The 16899-nt window shown below is 63.2% G+C and carries 15 protein-coding genes; 8 read left to right on the forward strand and 7 right to left on the reverse strand.

Annotation, left to right across the window (positions count from 1 at the left end; all coding sequences use genetic code 11):
* Positions 1–62 precede the first annotated feature (62 nt).
* The 5 genes from MP11Mi_RS05210 to MP11Mi_RS05230 all read left to right on the forward strand — a co-directional run bounded on the left by MP11Mi_RS05210 (position 63) and on the right by MP11Mi_RS05230 (position 5540).
* The gene (locus tag MP11Mi_RS05210) at positions 63–527 is read left to right on the forward strand and encodes a hypothetical protein (protein WP_420041236.1); all 465 of its coding nucleotides are present in this window, start codon (positions 63–65) and stop codon (positions 525–527) included.
* Between the two features lie 224 nt (positions 528–751).
* Complete coding sequence (locus MP11Mi_RS05215; protein ID WP_420041237.1) at positions 752–934, forward strand: helix-turn-helix transcriptional regulator; 183 nt, start codon at positions 752–754, stop codon at positions 932–934.
* Positions 935–1660: 726 nt separating this feature from the next.
* Positions 1661–1927 carry a hypothetical protein gene (locus MP11Mi_RS05220; protein ID WP_420041238.1) on the forward strand — a complete coding sequence of 89 codons (267 nt, stop codon included), beginning with the start codon at positions 1661–1663 and terminating at the stop codon, positions 1925–1927.
* On the forward strand, positions 1924–2646 hold the full coding sequence (locus MP11Mi_RS05225; RefSeq protein ID WP_420041239.1) for a hypothetical protein: 723 nt from the start codon (positions 1924–1926) through the stop codon (positions 2644–2646). Before MP11Mi_RS05220 ends, MP11Mi_RS05225 begins: the two co-directional genes overlap by 4 nt.
* A 2285-nt stretch (positions 2647–4931) precedes the next feature.
* Positions 4932–5540, forward strand: coding sequence for a hypothetical protein (locus MP11Mi_RS05230; protein WP_420041240.1), 609 nt, complete (start codon positions 4932–4934; stop codon positions 5538–5540).
* Positions 5541–5608: 68 nt separating this feature from the next.
* Here MP11Mi_RS05230 and MP11Mi_RS05235 read toward each other — a convergent pair whose 3' ends face one another.
* From MP11Mi_RS05235 to MP11Mi_RS05250, 4 genes are all read right to left on the reverse strand, one after another.
* Positions 5609–6415 (reverse strand): DUF5677 domain-containing protein, encoded by an 807-nt coding sequence (locus tag MP11Mi_RS05235; RefSeq protein ID WP_420041241.1) that lies wholly within the window; start codon positions 6413–6415, stop codon positions 5609–5611.
* 1065 nt (positions 6416–7480) lie between these two features.
* Positions 7481–7936, reverse strand: a complete 456-nt coding sequence (locus MP11Mi_RS05240) for a hypothetical protein (protein ID WP_420041242.1) — start codon at positions 7934–7936, stop codon at positions 7481–7483.
* A gap of 1017 nt (positions 7937–8953) precedes the next feature.
* Entirely contained in the window at positions 8954–9523 is a 570-nt protein-coding gene (locus MP11Mi_RS05245) for an MspA family porin (RefSeq protein WP_420041243.1), read from the reverse strand.
* Positions 9524–9756: 233 nt separating this feature from the next.
* Positions 9757–10473 (reverse strand): SDR family oxidoreductase, encoded by a 717-nt coding sequence (locus tag MP11Mi_RS05250; protein WP_420041244.1) that lies wholly within the window; start codon positions 10471–10473, stop codon positions 9757–9759.
* Between the two features lie 91 nt (positions 10474–10564).
* Here MP11Mi_RS05250 and MP11Mi_RS05255 point away from each other — a divergent pair, with 91 nt between their 5' ends.
* Positions 10565–11428, forward strand: a complete 864-nt coding sequence (locus tag MP11Mi_RS05255; RefSeq protein ID WP_420041245.1) for a LysR family transcriptional regulator — start codon at positions 10565–10567, stop codon at positions 11426–11428.
* Between the two features lie 109 nt (positions 11429–11537).
* Here MP11Mi_RS05255 and MP11Mi_RS05260 read toward each other — a convergent pair whose 3' ends face one another.
* Positions 11538–13085 (reverse strand): MFS transporter, encoded by a 1548-nt coding sequence (locus tag MP11Mi_RS05260; protein ID WP_420041246.1) that lies wholly within the window; start codon positions 13083–13085, stop codon positions 11538–11540.
* Between the two features lie 100 nt (positions 13086–13185).
* Here MP11Mi_RS05260 and MP11Mi_RS05265 point away from each other — a divergent pair, with 100 nt between their 5' ends.
* Entirely contained in the window at positions 13186–13773 is a 588-nt protein-coding gene (locus tag MP11Mi_RS05265) for a TetR/AcrR family transcriptional regulator (protein WP_420041247.1), read from the forward strand.
* A gap of 28 nt (positions 13774–13801) precedes the next feature.
* On the opposite strand, the gene MP11Mi_RS05270 is transcribed toward MP11Mi_RS05265, so the two are convergent.
* Together MP11Mi_RS05270 and MP11Mi_RS05275 are read right to left on the reverse strand one after the other, a co-directional pair.
* A complete protein-coding gene (locus MP11Mi_RS05270) occupies positions 13802–14779 on the reverse strand; it encodes a HEAT repeat domain-containing protein (RefSeq protein WP_420041248.1) in 978 nt (325 codons plus the stop codon).
* A gap of 14 nt (positions 14780–14793) precedes the next feature.
* A complete protein-coding gene (locus MP11Mi_RS05275) occupies positions 14794–15453 on the reverse strand; it encodes a HEAT repeat domain-containing protein (RefSeq protein WP_420042015.1) in 660 nt (219 codons plus the stop codon).
* Positions 15454–15597: 144 nt separating this feature from the next.
* Here MP11Mi_RS05275 and MP11Mi_RS05280 point away from each other — a divergent pair, with 144 nt between their 5' ends.
* Entirely contained in the window at positions 15598–16893 is a 1296-nt protein-coding gene (locus MP11Mi_RS05280) for a family 1 glycosylhydrolase (RefSeq protein ID WP_420041249.1), read from the forward strand.
* Positions 16894–16899 lie beyond the last annotated feature (6 nt).

The raw sequence follows: 16899 nt of genomic DNA on the forward strand, positions 1-16899 counted from the left end.
TCACGTTGTGCATTTTATGCTGATGTTTGGAAAATTATGCATCCGGTGATAGCGTGATCGTCATGACCTTAACGACACCAACGACGCCAGGGGTAACTAGCGCCCCTGGCGTCGTTGGTGCGCTACGCGAGCCGCACGCCTCAGGCCGCGCCGCGCTGGAACTGGTGGCCGCTGCACTGCGACCGCTCGCCGACCTCTCGCCGACCTACACCCAGTGGGGCCACGACGTGGCCGACATGATCACCCGGCACGACCTCGCCCGCGCCGTCCGTCGCCGCGACGTCTCGATGGTGCACCACTTCGCCCGCACCGCCCGCACGGAGGCCCTACGTACCGACGCCTCACTGGCGCTCGCAATGCTCACGTTTATCGGCCACGGTCCGCGCCGCGACGCCACCGACAGCGACGACGCCCCGTTCTATCGCCTTCTCGGCGACGACCGCGACCCTAGCGGCGATGATCCGCCGCCCCGGTTTCTCGATCCACAGACGACGCCGCGTACGCCGACCGCGCCGCCGCGCGACTGACGCGCGGACTACTGCCACGGTCGAATAACCATGCGCGACAGAAAGTATCGGCGTAGCAGGGACTGCTATCCCTACTCCGGTGCCTGACGTTCGTCGCACTAGTCCACGGATTCGGTACGCCCCGCGCGGGGCGTGAACCGATCGATCCGCGCGTGTACAGCTTCGCCCCGACTGACCGTCTCTGGGGCACCGTGGGCGTTACCCGATAAGGGGCCCGACCAACCATGACCGAACCGACGTCGACTTACGTCACGATTCCCGAGGCCGCCGCGCTTATCGGGGTATCGCGGGCGTTCATCAGCAAGTGCATACACCAGACGCGGACATTGCCCGCCGTCCGCGTACCCGGCACGCGTGTCGTCCGTATCCGCCGCGACGACGTACTGGCTCTCGTCGAGCCTGTGTAGCCGGGTGTGGTGGACCACCCACCGGGAAACGACGACGGTCGGGACGACCCCGGCATACCGATAGCCAAGTTCGGCATATCGACGGGTGAATGGCATCGCCGACTGGACCATTCTCCGCTATCCAAGGAAACGCGCACAGTAGTACGCACCTTGGCAACGTATGCCGACTTTGAGACCGGATCGAATGCGTACCCCGGAAATGTCAACCTGGCGCAAGCTATCGGATACTCCAAACCCGATTACATCGGCACGCATCTACGAATAGCGCGCACCGAGGGATGGATAGTACGAACCTCGAAATCCAATGTTAAACGGGGAAACGCCGCCACCTATTCGCTGGCACTTCCCGATCCGTCGAGCGAAGAGAGATAAGGAGGAAAACACATGAAACACAACGGAAAACGACCACGGTGGATGAACCTCGACACGTTCATTCCGGGTGACCGAGTACGAATCAAGGGGGCCGGTAAGTACAGAACAGGCGTCGTGTCACGCTCCTACGCGAACGTCGTCGTCGTTCGGCGTGGGGCTCGTCTCACCAAGCATGACGCGGCCGAGTTGATCCACGCATCGGATTATCCGTGGAAGTCAGCCAAGCGGCCATACAGGCCCCGTCGTCGAACTCTCGTCAACGCACCGCCGACGACGAACCGAAAACCAGCACCCTAATCGGTTTCTGCCGTCAATCCACACCAGATCACACAACAAAGGAAAGAAGAGAACCGTATGAGACACAACAACCACACAGACGAGGTACCCGACAAATTGCGGGCCGCATATGACGCCGCTCCCAGGGTAAGTTCGGCGGATCTCCAAAAATGGGTTTCGCTGGCGCACGATAAAAACAGTCCTCGTGATCCTGAACGACCCACCGCCATTGTTGTCGCCGAGGGTGCAAACGCCGCATACGACGTCGACGATTACCACCTCGCCGATCACCTGCGGCGCATGGAATACGCACTCAACACCATCACAGAAGGAGACTCGCAGTGAAGTACAACCAGACCTCGACAGCAGACGGTGCCGAAAGGTTCCTCGACAAGACGCCGAGCGGGCAACCGGTGGGGTGGGAACTCAGCGGCGGCGTCGGTCGGGAGTCTCTACTCCAGGCGGTGCCCGCCCCACCGCTCGACCGAACAATCCCCGCGCGGCTACGAACGGAGTACGACGCCGCGCCGATCATGTCTGACCGTGAGTTGGTCCCACTCGCAAACGACGCCCATCGTCGGCGCGCCGAACGCGCACACCAGGCGTCACAGGCCGCCTACGCGGCAACACATGAAGGACGAACAGTATTCACAGACCTACGGCCCGCGTACGACGCCGTAATCGCCGAGGGGCTCACAGACGAAGACTTCGACGACGCTCAGCACCTACAGCGCCTCAAGGTCGCCGAACGCAAGGTAGCGGCCGCCGAGTCAGCCACCAAGCGCGAGGCCGCCCGACAGGCCGCCCGGTGCCGCGTACCTGAATGCGGCGCACTCGACGTACCAACTCGTCGGCCTGTCGTCCAACTGACAGCACCGAACGGACCGTTGGATAACGGTCGATCGGTCGTCCTCGACGGTCTCGGCGTCGTCTGCGCCGAATGCGAATCGGTTATCGTCGCCGAGTACCTGGCGACGCTGGCCGCCGTCACACTCTCACGGCGCACCACACGCGCAGCCGCAGCACGTACGTTTGTCGCCAAAACGAGACCCGTGAAGCGCTAACCACAAAAACGACTCCCCGGCGGCCCGATTACATGCCTCCGGGGAGTCGTCCGTCCTATGCACCGCTGAGCGGCATGTCCAGCCAGAATCGCGGCCCTACGTCCTAGATCCAGAACGACGCCCCGCCCTCTGGGGAGACGGGCGGGGCGTCGCTGTCGTCGAACGATCTACGGGAAGATGAACGGCCGAATCGTATCCAAGAACGCTCGTAGGCCGACCGAGTTCAAGAACTCAGCAACCTGTCCCAATGGATCAACAATCATTAGGGTATTCCTCCCGATAGCTCTCGTGCAGCACTGTTGCGCCCCGACCGTCTGATGTGTCGCGCATCGCAGGTCGCGTGTTACACGATCCATATCGCCGCAGCGGTCGCCGCTCGCCGCCGGGCGACTCGGGCGCGTCAGCACAGCGGGGCACGACGACGGACACACTCGCGCCGCCAGGCTGCCTGTGGATAACTCCCATCTACCCCCGGTAGCCAGGGGTAGATGGGGCCCACGACTAACCCCCGGTAGTAGGGGTGACCTACCCCCGGCTACCGGGGCGCACCTACCCCCGGTAACCGGGGGCCCACCACCCATAGACCAACCCTGACCAGACATACCGTGGTTTCGTAGTCGGGTACGTTACGTCGCGCGCGCGAGAAAAGCCCGGCCAGGAGTCGAGTGGAAGCCAACACGACACGACACCGGCGACCACAGATCGCCGTCTCCCGAATGGCATAACTGCGGCGTCGGTGGCTCACAGTCTCATTCCTAGTTCGATCGGTCACGACCGACTCGCCCACGCGCAACCGCCGCACTCGGTGACAACTTTTTGAGTCGTCCCCCTTCTTAGAGGGCGGAGGTCCGCCTGCTCTCTTTCCGGCCCCCGGTTACCGGGGGTCGGTACATCCCCACCTCTGTGGGCTGGCCGAGTCCTCCGTGGACTTGGCTCCTCGTGTCGCGTGGCGATCGGACCGTGACTAGTCCGCGCCGATAGACGCGGCCTCACGGTCACTGTGCGGCGTATCGTCTACCTGGGGGTCGAATCGATAATGAAGTGCGGTGGAGGTCGCGACGCGGCCAGGTCGCAGTCGTCCGTGAAACACGGAGAGAACACGCTGGCGTCATCGTCGGCCCGCCGTGGTCCGTGGCTGACCGACACGAGTACCGCAGGCAAGTGAGACCACTGCCCGGAGCTCAGCGGTGCCCAGCACTCGCGATGTGATGCAGCGTCAACACGTGCGCGCAGCCCGGCGACGCGTGGCATGGGCCACCGGCCGGTGGAGAAGCACGCCACATCTTGTTGACTGACCGCCGTGTCGCGACTTCGCCACGGTGCTTCACCGTTGTGCAGTGAGGGCGGAGGCCCTGGTCACGGATAGGTCAATCGATTGAAACGCAGGGTATAACTCCCCCGGCTCCCGACGCCGAAGCTAAACTAAATTACCAATCGCACGACAGGAGAAGCACATTGGCCGATTCGGCGACAATTGCGGACTGGGTGTCCGCATCAAGCACGCTTTTCGGCTCACTCGTTACCGCTGTGTCTGTTGTCGTTGCAACGGTCTTTGGCGTTCGCACTCTTCGCCAGACTAAGCGAGATAGCATTGATCGCAGTCGGCCGATGGTCGCGGCTCACCTTGAGCGTGATCCGCATCCGACTGGCCTAGGCGCGGACCTCGTGGTCAAGAACTACGGACCTTCTGTCGCTCACTCGGTCGCAATCACGTTCACCCCGCCGATCGAAGATACTGGCACCCGGTCGGGAGAAGCCAGCTTCGTTCCTTTGCTCCTCCGCCGATACCGTTCACCAATCCCCAACCTCGTGCCCGGAATGGAACTCAGAAATCTCTGGAACATCGCTAATAAGGACCAGACAGACGAGTACGGACAGTACCTGAATGACGAACCGATCCCCGATCGCGTGATCGCCAAAATCACATACCGCGACTCACCCTCGGAAGATTCGAGAACTAACACTTACGAAGATACTTTCATATTGGACATTAATGTACTACGAGGCGAGGTAATCACAACACATTCGGATGACCACCTTGGTTTACACAAGAGATCAACAAAGGCTCTGGAATCGATCGAAAGTCGGCTAAAGTAGGGTCCATCCCACGGATTGCCTTCTCGTGAGTTGGCTGCTCAACACTGCCCTGGTCCGTTGTCCACGCGGCCCTGTCCGCCCTCGCGCATATCCATCACGCGAGCGGTGCGGTCTGGCATCGACGTCGGTGCCGTCAGGGCTCCGACACGTTTAAGCGTCGAGACGCTTCCCGTACTAAGCTCAGCCAGGTGTACTTCACCTCCGGATGGGCGGCCATTCTCGCGACCGGCGGCACGCTCGCGGGCGTCGCGATCACTCAGCTAGCGAACACGTTCGCCAATCGGTCCTCCCGGTCCCACGAGCACAAACACCGAGTCAGATCGCTGATTATCGACGTGGACTCAGCCGCCCGGCAACTCCACCGTGAAATCGAGTATCGGGCATCACTGACGGATCACCTTGCCAACCAGACAATGAGCACACGTGAACTCATGCGCCCCGTTGCGGAGGCATCTGCCGAGCTCGACGTAGCTATCGCCGCACTGACGATAGAAGCGGAGGATGACCTGATCGCCTACGCCGCACAGAAGGTACGCAAGGCCGCCCTCGAATTGGAAGTGGCGACCACGAGTAGAGACAACGCCTCCGCCGTCGGGTACGCAGCACAGCTACTTGAACACGCCGAGACACTCGCCACCGACAGCGGAGCGACTGTGCCACCCGAGTTTCGAGACCAGTACGAGGCACTTTTACAAAGCGCAGAACCACGCGGGAACTCGACCCTCCACCCGGAAGAGGCCGCGAAGTCGCTCGACGCCAGCTGCAAGGTACTCATACACCTGGGCTCCAAGCTGTGAGCGACAGTCACTGCTTGAACTACGTCACGAAATCCTCCGGTGAGCGCAGTGAACCGGGGGGGGACAACTCAGGACGACTTGGGCTGGTTCTGACGCAGCCATGCTTTCTCCGTTAGCTTGAGGTCGAGGACGATTCCAAGCTCGCGCGAGACTATTCTCAAGGAATTCCTTAGGACACGGTCCTGAGCGCGGTACTGGAAGGCCATTTGCGCCCAGACCGTTGCGACAACCGCCAAGAAGAGCCACGCATCGGTGGCGTCGAACTTCGGCTCCCGAAGCGCCACGAGACTAGTGGGTGGGTTGGTCTGGTCCTGGGCGATGTACTGATCCGCGAGGTCAACCGACGGGTGGGTGAAAGCACAGAGAAGCTTGTAGTACTGGTACGAGCCATCTGCGCCTACGCCTACCTCGTCACAGATCTCCTTGAAACTCGCGGCGACCGTTCGCGCCGACGCAGGGTCCGGAAGATCTGCGTACGCGACACGCGCCTTCTCGACTGGATCAGCCGCAGAGCGAAACGTTTCGTTATTCGACCCTCGCAAGATTCGGACGAGGCCTGCGCTCTGTCGTCGGCTCTCATTTATCCATGCGTTGGGTGCGTCCCGCACCTGAGCTATCCACTGGGCCGTAATTCCGGTTTCATAGGAGGTTCTTACCAGGGGCATTAAGATAAGGGGGCTTGCTTCTTCACGGTACGATTTCGCGATGAACTCGAGCAATTTCGTATTATTCATCGCTAGCCCGTACAGGCATCCGACGCGTACCAAGTCGATAGACTTTGAAACGGGTTCTCGGTCAAGATAACTATGCCAACCCTCGATGAGGCCGTCCGCAATCTCGCACAGTCTCTCGTATCCAATCGGCCCTTCGCTCACCGAAGTATGATCGCACGCCAAGTCTACGAGAATGCCGCAAACTTGGACTCTGCGACCAGCGCAGCCCGCAACGGTGATGCCAGGGGCGGGCGGCACGCGTTGTCACCGAACCCGACGTCCTGCGGTCGCCCCCGTTCCGACCACCCCTCGTTCGGTGCCCTCGCCCTTGTCGGCTCTGGAAACGTGGCACACGTGGGCGCTACGTGGGCACATACCGCGCCTACCGTGACTCCGGTGCGTTCCGTGCTAATCTCGTTAGCGCAGGTAGAGCTAGGTAAGTGGGATCTACCTGCGCGTTCACCGGTACGGCCTGCACTCTTCCCAAGCTGAGAGTGCGGGTTCGATTCCCGTCATCGGCTCCACAATATGCAGGTCAGAGACCGTTAACGTGCGACACATCGGCTCATGTCAACATTCCGTGTCCCCACCGACACCCCAGGGCCGCAGGTCGTACGGGGTTCGATGACCTCGCGCGAAGTCAACAACTGATGGCTTCGATCAGATCTCACACCAAACGGGACAGGACCGTCTCCCACATGGTGCTGTGGCGCCAGGATGAGAAGCAGCGCAGCGCGACGTTTGTCGACATCAAGTCCCTGAGCGGTTCCGCGCCAACGTCGACAGGCTCGGCCCGACCGAAGCACTGTCGATCCTCGGCGTCACCGATAGCGGCGAACTCACGCTGCACGAGTGGCTGACCGAGCACATCGACAGTCTTCCCGGCATCATCGAAGGCACCCGCCGCTCCTACAGGCGGTACCGGGATGCTGACCTCGCGACGCTCGGACGACTCCCCCTGTCGGCAATTACCGCGGCTACAGTGTCTCGGTGGCTGATCGAGATGAAGTCGGCAGACCCAAGACCGTCAGGTAAGACGATCCAGAACAAACACGCTTTCCTGTCCGGTGCGTTGAAGGCCGCTGCGGTGGCGGGGAAGATCGGACGGAATCCGTGCGACGGCCAGCGGATCTCGCGCACCGAGAAGCGCGAGATGGTATTTCTGTCGCGCCCCGCCACCGACCTCGTAAGAGGCCCTGTCCCGACTGCGGCCAGTCAAGAGGAAGGCTACTCTACGGAAACATTAGTGGAAGGCGTCTCCCCATTACATATAGGCGATTTAATTTGCTTGTCCTTCCAAGATTCAAAGCCCGGCGACGTGATCTTGTTATTCGTCTTTGTCGCGTCCACTGCATAAACAAATGCCTGATCTGGCTCACAAAACAACACCGCCGCCACGATGAAGGATTTGTCGACAGCTTCAGTGCCTATCTCACGGGATTTACCAAGAATGATGTCTGTCACAGAATTCGTGGAGAACGATGTTACTCTCGCGCTGCGGCCGTCGCTCCAGAGGTTGCGTTCTAGCTCGCCAACTGTCTTGCCTTCTAGAGACGAAGCCTTGAAACTCTCCTGCGTCGATGACGGCGACGTGTCTGGAGGTGCTTCCTCCGTGTCAGAACATCCACAAATTAGAGTAGCGCTGATAGCCAGTGCCGCGGATAGCGATAAGATCTTTCTCACCTGGAATCTCCGTTCGTTTGGCACAGAACCTGGCCAGTGGGCTCCTTTGATACTACCGTCGTTACTCCATCCCATTCTCCGGGCTGCCGCTTGTTTTTGGCGTCCCATACTAGCCAGATCCGCTTACGCACCATCGGGTATACGTCATGCCGAGTTCCGGCAGGCGCTCCGGGTTGAAAGGTGCATGAGCTAGTGACCATCCGAGACTCCTGAATAGTGTAGGAGAGAGATGCCTGGACAATCTTAGTAATACCTGCACCGCCTGTCCATGATGTGGATACGGTTTCACTGAATCCTGCCGTACATCCTTGACTAGGAGAGGTGATTTCGCAACCGCCTTTTAAGCCGTCCCTGTCGGGGACGATCTCGTCACTTATGTCCAGTACGCAGTACCCTTTTCGGACAGAAGAGAAGGCGCTCTCATATTCGCCCTCGACTAGCTTTGCGCCACCTGAAGAGTCGTTGCAGTTCTGTTCGTAATAGCCTGATGCATAGTGCTTACTGTTAGAGATTGCATCTCTGATCGGATCGCGATTCTCGACGCGGGAGGTCGCAGTGCGAGGTGCCGTCCTCGTGCTGGACGGGACCGGGATTCGATGCGTCCTCAATTGGCTTCTGTCCCGAATCTGGGTGTTCGAGTTCGCGTCGTTCGGTGGGGGGGTTCATGCTCGGGCCGCCCGAATCCTCCTCTTTCGGTGCTTCCTGGCTGGGTTCGACGGTCTCGTCGGGTGCTTCTTCTGGTGTTATTGGTGACAGCGTGGGTGGCGGTTCGTTGTTGCCGCCGCACTTGTAGGGCACCGGCGGCTTCTTGCCGATCGCGTCCCATGCCGAGTTGTAGGCGCTGGTTTCTCGTCTACACCGTTCGGCTGGCGTTTCGGCCGATGCCGAGGGGGCTAGCGACGCGGCGAGTGCCAGGACCATGATCATCGCCGCTAGCGCGCCGAGCATGCCCGATAGAGTGCCACGGTCTGGCCGGATCGATTGCTGGGTGGTGGTGTGCATCTGTGCCCCCGTCCTTTAGATGCGGCTGGTGGGGCCGTGGTCGTAGTAGACGTAGACGCCCGTGTCGGTCGTGACGGAGATCTTGGCGAACGGTCGAACGGAGATCGGTCCGAATGCGTTGGACACATTCAGTTCGACGCCGGACAACACCATGTCGGCAACGGGCTGGGTGAGTGCGATGTCGGCGAGGGTGACGGTGGTGATCTTGCCCGCGCCGACCTCGAACTGCAGGTCTACAGCAGGGATCACGGTAGCTTCGGCACCGAGTTCGCCGCCGATCTCACCGATCTTGCCGCCCCCACCGGAACCGGAGATCGTGACTTCCGGAGCGATCTTGGCGTTCACTCCGGCGGTCAGTTTGAGTTCGGGCGTGTGCGCGGTGACCTTCACGCCGTTCGGTGCGACCGAAACCGGGTAGCCGATCTTGTAGCCGACCTCGACCGTGGCCCGCACGACCTTCCCATCGATACCTTTGAGTCCGGCGTGCACGTCCGAGGACAACAACGCGTCGCCGGAGAACGGCGAGGAATCCAGTGCGGGGATCTTCTTCGCTTTGAGTTTGGACGCGGTCAGCGTGATGTCCACGTCCTCGCGAGTGTGGTGGGTGCGAGCCTCGGCGGGCCCTGCTAGCAAACTCGCTGCCAACGTGAAAGCGGCGACGCCCACGAGTAGCAGCGGTAAATCAGCAGGTCAATTCGCTGGTGTCATCGCACGTGCGTACCTGCAGAGATACCCGAATGGCCGGTCTGCGGCGTACCGATGACTGCAGATCACGGTTTGGTGTCCACCGGCATTCGAGTTTGAACCCCTCGGCATGATCACCAAGGGACCGCGCCGTCTTCGTCGTAGAAGCCGCCGCGGGGACCGTCGTCAGGAAGCAGGGCTAGCCGAAGCGCGATGGCCGCGCCGTCTTCGGGTCCGCGATCTCCCGCGTGGCCAGTGAAGTCGGTAGCGACAAGACCGGGGCAAGCTGCGTTGATGATGATGCCGGTATCGACAAACCTGCGCGCATACTGGGCGGTGATGCTATTGAGCATTGTTTTGGACGGCGCGTAGGCGGCCATCTGCGGCCCAGTCTGCAGGGCGAGCGAACCCATGCTGCTGGACATGTTCACGATCCGCGGCGACGCCGATCGGCCCAGCAGCGGGAGCATCGCGTTCGTGACCCGCACGACGCCGTACACATTGGTCTCCAAAACGGTGCGCAATACGTTGAGATCGAGAGTCGTCGGGTCTTGCGCTCCGTCGTCGGCGCTTCCGCCGATACCGGCGTTGTTCACGAGTACGTCCAGGCCGCCTGCCTCGGCCTCGAGGAATCGCGCGGCCTCCGTCGTGCTGTCGTCCGAAGTGACATCGAGCGCGACTCCGAACGCGTCCACTCCGGCGGATCGCAGCTTCTCGACGGCCGCCTCACGCCGCTGGTCGTCGCGCGCTCCCACACCGATGCGGAACCCGGCATCCCCCAGCCTGTGCGCGATGGCGAAACCTATTCCCTTGTTGGCGCCGGTCACCAGCGCCGTCTTCATGTCACTCATGGTCTCCATAGTCGTCGCGGAGTCGGACATCGTCCAAGACCAATTCGATCCGCTGTGATACCCAGGAGGTATCACCGAATAGGGTGGTCTCATGGACGACTTAGAGGTGCGAGAACTGCGGTACTTCGTCGCCGTCGCCGAGGAACTGCACTTCGGACGTGCGGCAGAGCGTCTCGGTATCGCCCAGCCGCCGCTGTCGCGCGCAATCCGTCAGATTGAAAGTCGCTTGGGCGTGCGCCTGTTCGAACGCGACCGGCGCGGGGTCCGACTCACCGAAGCCGGTCGGGTGCTGACCCGTGAGGCCGGGGCGGCGCTAGATGCGATGACGGCGGCGGCCCGCCGCACCCAGCGTGCCGCCGCCCCCAAAAGTCCGCTCGTGCTGGCGACGAAGGCTGGAGCCTCCCATGAACTGCTGCAGAGCCTTCTTGATGCGACGGCCGGAGATCCCGACATCGGTCCCGTTGACGTGATGCTGTGCGAAGTCGGCGAACAAGCGGGCCTCCTGAGGACGGGTGCGGCCGACGTTGCGCTCATGCATCGGCCCGTCGACGACCTGACCCGACTCGACGCCGAGGACTTGCTGACCGAAGGGCAAGTCGCCATTCTCCCGGCCGCCCACCCTCTGGCCTGTCGTGTTCAACTTTCTCTCGCAGAGGTATCCGACGTTCCCGACCTGCCGATGGCCCGCTGGCCTCAACTCGACGGCGCGTACCCCAACGGTCCCGGCCCGGAGGTTCGCACTCAATCCGAAATCGCGCACTTGGTCGCCCTCGGCAGATGCTTGCTTGTCATTCCAGCGTCCAGCAGGGCCTGGCAGTGGCCCGGACACGTCTCGGTGCCGGTCGTCGACGCGCCGCAGATCACCACCATCGTCGCCTGGCCTGCGAACAACTCGTCCCGTCAGCTCGCCGCATTCGTCCGCACCGCAACTCGGCTGACAGCGTCTGGCGGGTGAGGGCGACCGAAGTCGGAGGTATCAGGGGTGCGGTGCGCTCTTGGGCTGTCCACGCGGCCACCAGGCAGAGCGCAGAAATTGTTCAACACCCCCTCGACAGGGAAGCCCGTCACGCTGAGGCCGAAACAGAGACCGCCGGCTTGGGCTCGGTGTTTCGACGCGGATCGCGCAGCGCCCAACCACCAACCGCGGCTGAGACCAGCGAGACCCCGACTGCCACCCATGTGGCCTGCGCGAGGCCGTCGATGAACACGGAGGCGACAACGTCGCGAATCGCGCTCCCGGCGTCGGCGGGTGCGTGAGCCGATACTTCGACACCGGCCATCACTGACTGCTCGGCGGCCTCCTTCACCGGTGCCGGCACGCCGATCGACGCGAGACGGTCCGCGACGTCAGACGCGTACACCGAGGTCAGGACCGATCCGAGGACCGCGACACCGAGGGTGCCGCCGATCTCTCGAGTGGTGTCATTGACGGCCGAGCCGGCTCCGGCCTGCTCGGGAGTGAGGGCGTCCATGATCACCTGCGTACACGGGCCAGAGATGAGCGCGAGGCCCGCGGCCATCAGCATCATCGACCAGATGATCAGCCCGAAGTACGTCGACTGCTGATCGACGAGTTGCACCAGCCCGAATCCCGACGCCATGAGGAGCGCACCGGTGACCGCCACTGACCGCGGGCCGAAACGGTGCGAGGCAGCCATCGCGCCGGGCGACAGCGCGGCGACGACGATCGCGAACGGAAGAGTTCGGATGCCTGCTTGCAAAGGCGCATACCCCTGGACGGCTTGGAAGTACTGGGTGATCAGGAAGATGAACCCGAACAGCGAGAAGAAGGCGACCGCCACCATGGCCGCGGCGCCCGCGAATCGACGGTTGGCGAAGAGGCGGACGTCGAAGATCGGGTGAGCAACGCGGCGCTGATGCGCGACGAATGCGACAAGGACCGCGACGGCGACGAGCAGACCACCGACAGTCCGGACCGACCCCCAACCTGCGGACGGTCCCTCAATGACGGAGTACGTGAGCAGACCGAGGCCGACGATCGAAAGGACCACGCCGACGGCGTCGATGCGCGGAAGTGGCGTCGCGTCAACCATCCTTCGAGCCGGGACGACGATGGCCACCGCGGCGAACGCGGCGACTCCGAACGGCACGTTGACCCAGAAGACGGACGCCCACGAGAAGTGTTCGAGCAGCCACCCGCCGAGTACCGGACCGATGGCGATCGCAATGCCCGACGTCGCCGCCCACACACCGACCGCAGCGGCCCGCTGCTTCGGGTCGGTGAAGATGCTGACGATCAGCGCGAGGGTCGCCGGGAACACCAGTGCGGCGAACAGTCCGAGGCCGGCGCGGGCGGCGATCAGCTCACCGAGTGTTCCGGCGAGCGCGGCGCCGACCGAGACGACGACGAAGCCGACAACGCCGGCGAGCAGCATTCGACGGTGTCCGAAGCGGTCGCCGAGGTACCCGCCGGTGAGCAGTAGTCCGGCAAACACGAGAGTGTAGGCGTCGACGATCCACTGCAGCCCCGAGATGCCCGCATCCAGCTCGCGGCTCATCGTGGGAAGCGCGACGTTGACGATCGTGTTGTCGACCATCACCAGCAATTCTGCGAAGCACAGTGCGGCGAGGGCCAGCCATTTTGACCTCATCAAATCCTCCATTAATAGAACAGTGTTCCACGCAAGTAGAACGCCGTACTACATCAGAGTCAAGAACTTTGCAGAACAACGTTCCAGTACGGTAGGGCTCGTGCCCCCCGCCGACCCAGCCCCTGGACGCCGCACGCCGGCATCACAAGTACGTTCATCCCTCATCGCGGCCGGTCGCACGATCCTCGAGGAGGAGGGCCCGACGGGACTCACCGTCCGCGCCGTCGCTTCGGCTGCGAACGTCGCACCCATGGGTGTCTACAACCACTTCGACGGCAAAGACGGGCTGCTCGACGCCGTGGTCACCGACGGCTTCGCCGAATTCGGTTGCGCCATCGCCGCCTCCGACAGTGACCCGACTGAACGCCTGCTCGCTTCGGGTCGCGCCTACCGCGCCTTCGCTCTGGCCAATCCGACGCTGTACTCCCTGATGTTCGGCGGCATGCGCAACCCGGATGACGCCGCCGCGAGCGGAGCATTCAGCGCACTCGTGGAAGTGGTGCGCTACGGCCAGGTGGGCGGGATCATCCGCGACGACGACCCCGCGGCGCTCGCGATGCAGATCTGGTCGTGCGTCCATGGCGCGACCAGCCTGGAACTGTCGTCGCCCACCCCGCCCGGCACAGACATGGAATCGAACTACGAGCGCGTGATCGCGCTGATCGCACGCGGCGTCGCACCTGCCTGACAGCGAAGTCGATCGAGGTCAGCACACCTCAGCCGGCCGTGCCGAGGAGATACCGGGCGACAACTGACACACTGTCGTCCGGATCATCGAGGAGTCCCCGCAGAGCTGACTCGGCGGCCGAACCGCCGACTTCGCCGAGAGCCTGCGCGATGCGGCGTCGAACTGGCGCATCGGCGTCGAGTCGAGCGGCCAGCAGGTCGGCGACGGCACCGTCGTCATCGCCCCCGGCGAGCGCGGCCAACGCGTCGGCTGCCTCGACGTCGGAGACCCCATCCACCACCATCGCGACCAATGCGGGGGCGACATCGGGCGCACCTCGCTCGGCCAGCCCGAGCGCCGCGGCGCTCCGCACACCACGGTCGTCGTCCGACACCGCTCTCCGCAGCGCGGACGATGCTCCCTCGCCTGGCGTCTGTACCAACGCGCGCACGGCACGTCGTCGAACCTCGGCGTCCGAGTCCGCGAGCCCCTCCGCCAGGACTGACGTCGCGTCGCCGTCCGACCTCGACAACGCCCACCGCAACGCCCCCTCGACATTCAAGTCAGCCTCGTCGAGCACCGCACGCGCCAACACATCACCGCCCGCCGACCCACCGGCGAGCGCCGCCCGCTGACGGCCCGACGGATCGTGGGAGTCGAGCCCCGACAAGAGTGCAACGACGTCGAGGACCTGCTCCCAGCGGGCCGGACCTGATTCCATGACGCGGCGCAGACGGTCCAGGAGTTCGTGCTCACGCGCGATCCGCCGCTCAGTGCGCGCCGCGAGGTCGGCGACGACCGTGTCGGGCGCGAAGCTCGGGTCGTCGAGCGCCTGCTTTGCTTCTCTCAACGAAAGCCCCAGCGCACGAAGAGTTTCGACATGGAAGATGCGGACGATGTCGTCAGCCGCGTACTCGCGATAACCGGCAGAAGTACGTCCGCCGGGCACGACGAGTCCGAGTGACTCGTAATGCCGGAGCATCCGCGCGCTTACGCCCGAACGCCGCGCCACCTCACCAATCCGCATCGTTCACCTCATTCTCATTCTCCGAGAGCCGCAGTGCGGCGCGCGTGCTCGACGTCGAACACGAATGCCGACTCAGGGTCGGCCGCCAGTCGCTCGGTGGCGGCCGCGTGGCCGCGAATCAGTGGATCCGGTGACCGCTGTGCAAGCCGGACTGCCCCGTCGGCAGCTTCTCCGAGTTCGACGATGGCCCGGCTGAGACTGCGGTACATGTCGCCACCGCCTCGCCCGAACTGTGTCGCCAGTATGGCAGCCAATGCCGCCCGTTCATCGTCGGGAACGAGGATCACTGCGGCTCGCCACGCGCTGCGCGAGACCTCGTCGTCGTCATCGGTGAGCAGTTCACGCGTGATCGTGGCACACGTCGAGCCGTCGCCGATCTTCGAGAGCGTGTGCAACGCCTGGCTTCGCGCCTGCGCGACCGACGAATCGAGCTCGGCCGTCACCGCGGGAACGGTACGTTCAGCCGGAAATCGGGTGATCGCCCAGGTCAACGTGTCGCGCACGTAGAAGTCCGGCTCCACACCACACCGCTCGACCAACCGGTCGAGCAGTTCGGGTACCGGATCAGTGCCCGCGGCGAGCGCCGCACGCAGCCTCGCCTCCGACCTCTCGCTGGCGAGAGCCGCTGCCAGAGCCTCAACGCCGTGTCGAGCACCTGTCTCGGTTCGACTCATCTGGATTCGATTCATCTGGGGTCTGTTCATGACGACCACCTCCTGCCCCGTACTCCATAGGTTGACACCGTGTGAAGGTCAAGCAGTCAAGATGAAGCCGCAATTCCCCGCAAACCCCGCAGCGAATCCGTCCATACTGACCGGATGGGACATCGCCTCGTCGCCGTACTTACCGCCCTCTCGCTCGTCGTCACGGTGGTCCTCGCACCCGCCGCGTCGGCGAGTCCGCGAAGTGGTGCGCTCCCCGACGACTTCCTGTGGGGCGTCGCCTCGTCCGGATTCCAGTCCGAGGGACATTCCCCCGAAAGCAATTGGACGCGCTACATCCGGCAGGGCAAGACCACCGACGCGATCGGCTCGTCGGTGGACTTCCGACACCGTTACCGGCAGGACGTCGCGCTCGCGAAGGGGCTCGGCGTCAAGGTGTATCGGGTCGGGATCGAGTGGGCACGCGTGGAACCGCGGCCCGGCGTGATCGATCGGCGAGAGCTCGCCTACTACGACGACCTGATTCAGGCGATCGCCCATGCCGGGATGCGGCCGATGATCACCCTCGATCACTGGGTCTATCCGGGGTGGGTCGCCGACCACGGCGGTTGGGCGTGGTCCGGGACGCCCGCGGCGTGGTTGAAACACAACACGATGATCGTCGACCGCTACGCGAAGTATCACCCGCTGTGGATCACGATCAACGAGCCGACCGTCTACGTGGAGAAGGAACTGCAGCACGGCGGGATCTCACTGCACGCGGTACCGACGATGGTCGACCGGTTGGTGCGCGTGCACCGAACGATCTACGACCGTATCCATCGCCGCGACCCGGACGCGATGGTGTCGTCGAATATTGCCTATCTGCCGACGGTCGAACCGCTCGCGGACACCGCCGTCGAGAACCGGATCGTCGACAAGCTCGACTTCGTCGGCGTCGACTACTACTACTCGGTCGCACTGACCGATCCGAGTGCGGCGAACGCATTGATCGACCGCATGTGGGACGCGTCGATGGCCGCGGACGGCGTCTACTATGCGCTACGCGACCTCCACGAACGTTTCCCCGGCAAGCCGCTGTACGTCGTCGAAGCCGGAATGGTCACCGAGAATGGGAAGCCACGCCCGGACGGATACCGGCGCGCCGACCATCTGCGCGACCTCGTCTACTGGGTGCAGCGCGCCCGCGCCGACGGCATGCCGCTCATCGGCTTCAACTACTGGACGCTCACCGACAACTACGAGTGGGGCAACTACGCGTCCCGCTTCGGTCTGTACACGGTCGACGTGAAGACCGACCCGACACTGACCCGCCGCCCCACCGACGGCGTCGCCGCCTACCGGAAAGTGACCGCAGACAACGGTGTCGGACCGTCATACCGCCCGAGTAGGCCCGACACCTGGTGTTCCCTCGTCGCAGCCCCCGCGAGTTGCGCCCGCCCGGTGAGATAACGGCCG

The sequence above is a fragment of the Gordonia abscondita genome (genome assembly GCF_032711245.1).
Lineage (GTDB): Bacteria > Actinomycetota > Actinomycetes > Mycobacteriales > Mycobacteriaceae > Gordonia.

Coding starts and splice junctions, on each gene's coding strand:
- MP11Mi_RS05210 (WP_420041236.1), top strand. CDS start 63: ATGACCTTAACGACACCAACGACGCCAGGGGTAACTAGCGCCCCTGGC.
- MP11Mi_RS05215 (WP_420041237.1), top strand. CDS start 752: ATGACCGAACCGACGTCGACTTACGTCACGATTCCCGAGGCCGCCGCG.
- MP11Mi_RS05220 (WP_420041238.1), top strand. CDS start 1,661: ATGAGACACAACAACCACACAGACGAGGTACCCGACAAATTGCGGGCC.
- MP11Mi_RS05250 (WP_420041244.1), bottom strand. CDS start 10,473: ATGAGTGACATGAAGACGGCGCTGGTGACCGGCGCCAACAAGGGAATA.
- MP11Mi_RS05255 (WP_420041245.1), top strand. CDS start 10,565: ATGGACGACTTAGAGGTGCGAGAACTGCGGTACTTCGTCGCCGTCGCC.
- MP11Mi_RS05260 (WP_420041246.1), bottom strand. CDS start 13,085: ATGAGGTCAAAATGGCTGGCCCTCGCCGCACTGTGCTTCGCAGAATTG.
- MP11Mi_RS05270 (WP_420041248.1), bottom strand. CDS start 14,779: ATGCGGATTGGTGAGGTGGCGCGGCGTTCGGGCGTAAGCGCGCGGATG.
- MP11Mi_RS05275 (WP_420042015.1), bottom strand. CDS start 15,453: ATGAGTCGAACCGAGACAGGTGCTCGACACGGCGTTGAGGCTCTGGCA.
- MP11Mi_RS05280 (WP_420041249.1), top strand. CDS start 15,598: ATGGGACATCGCCTCGTCGCCGTACTTACCGCCCTCTCGCTCGTCGTC.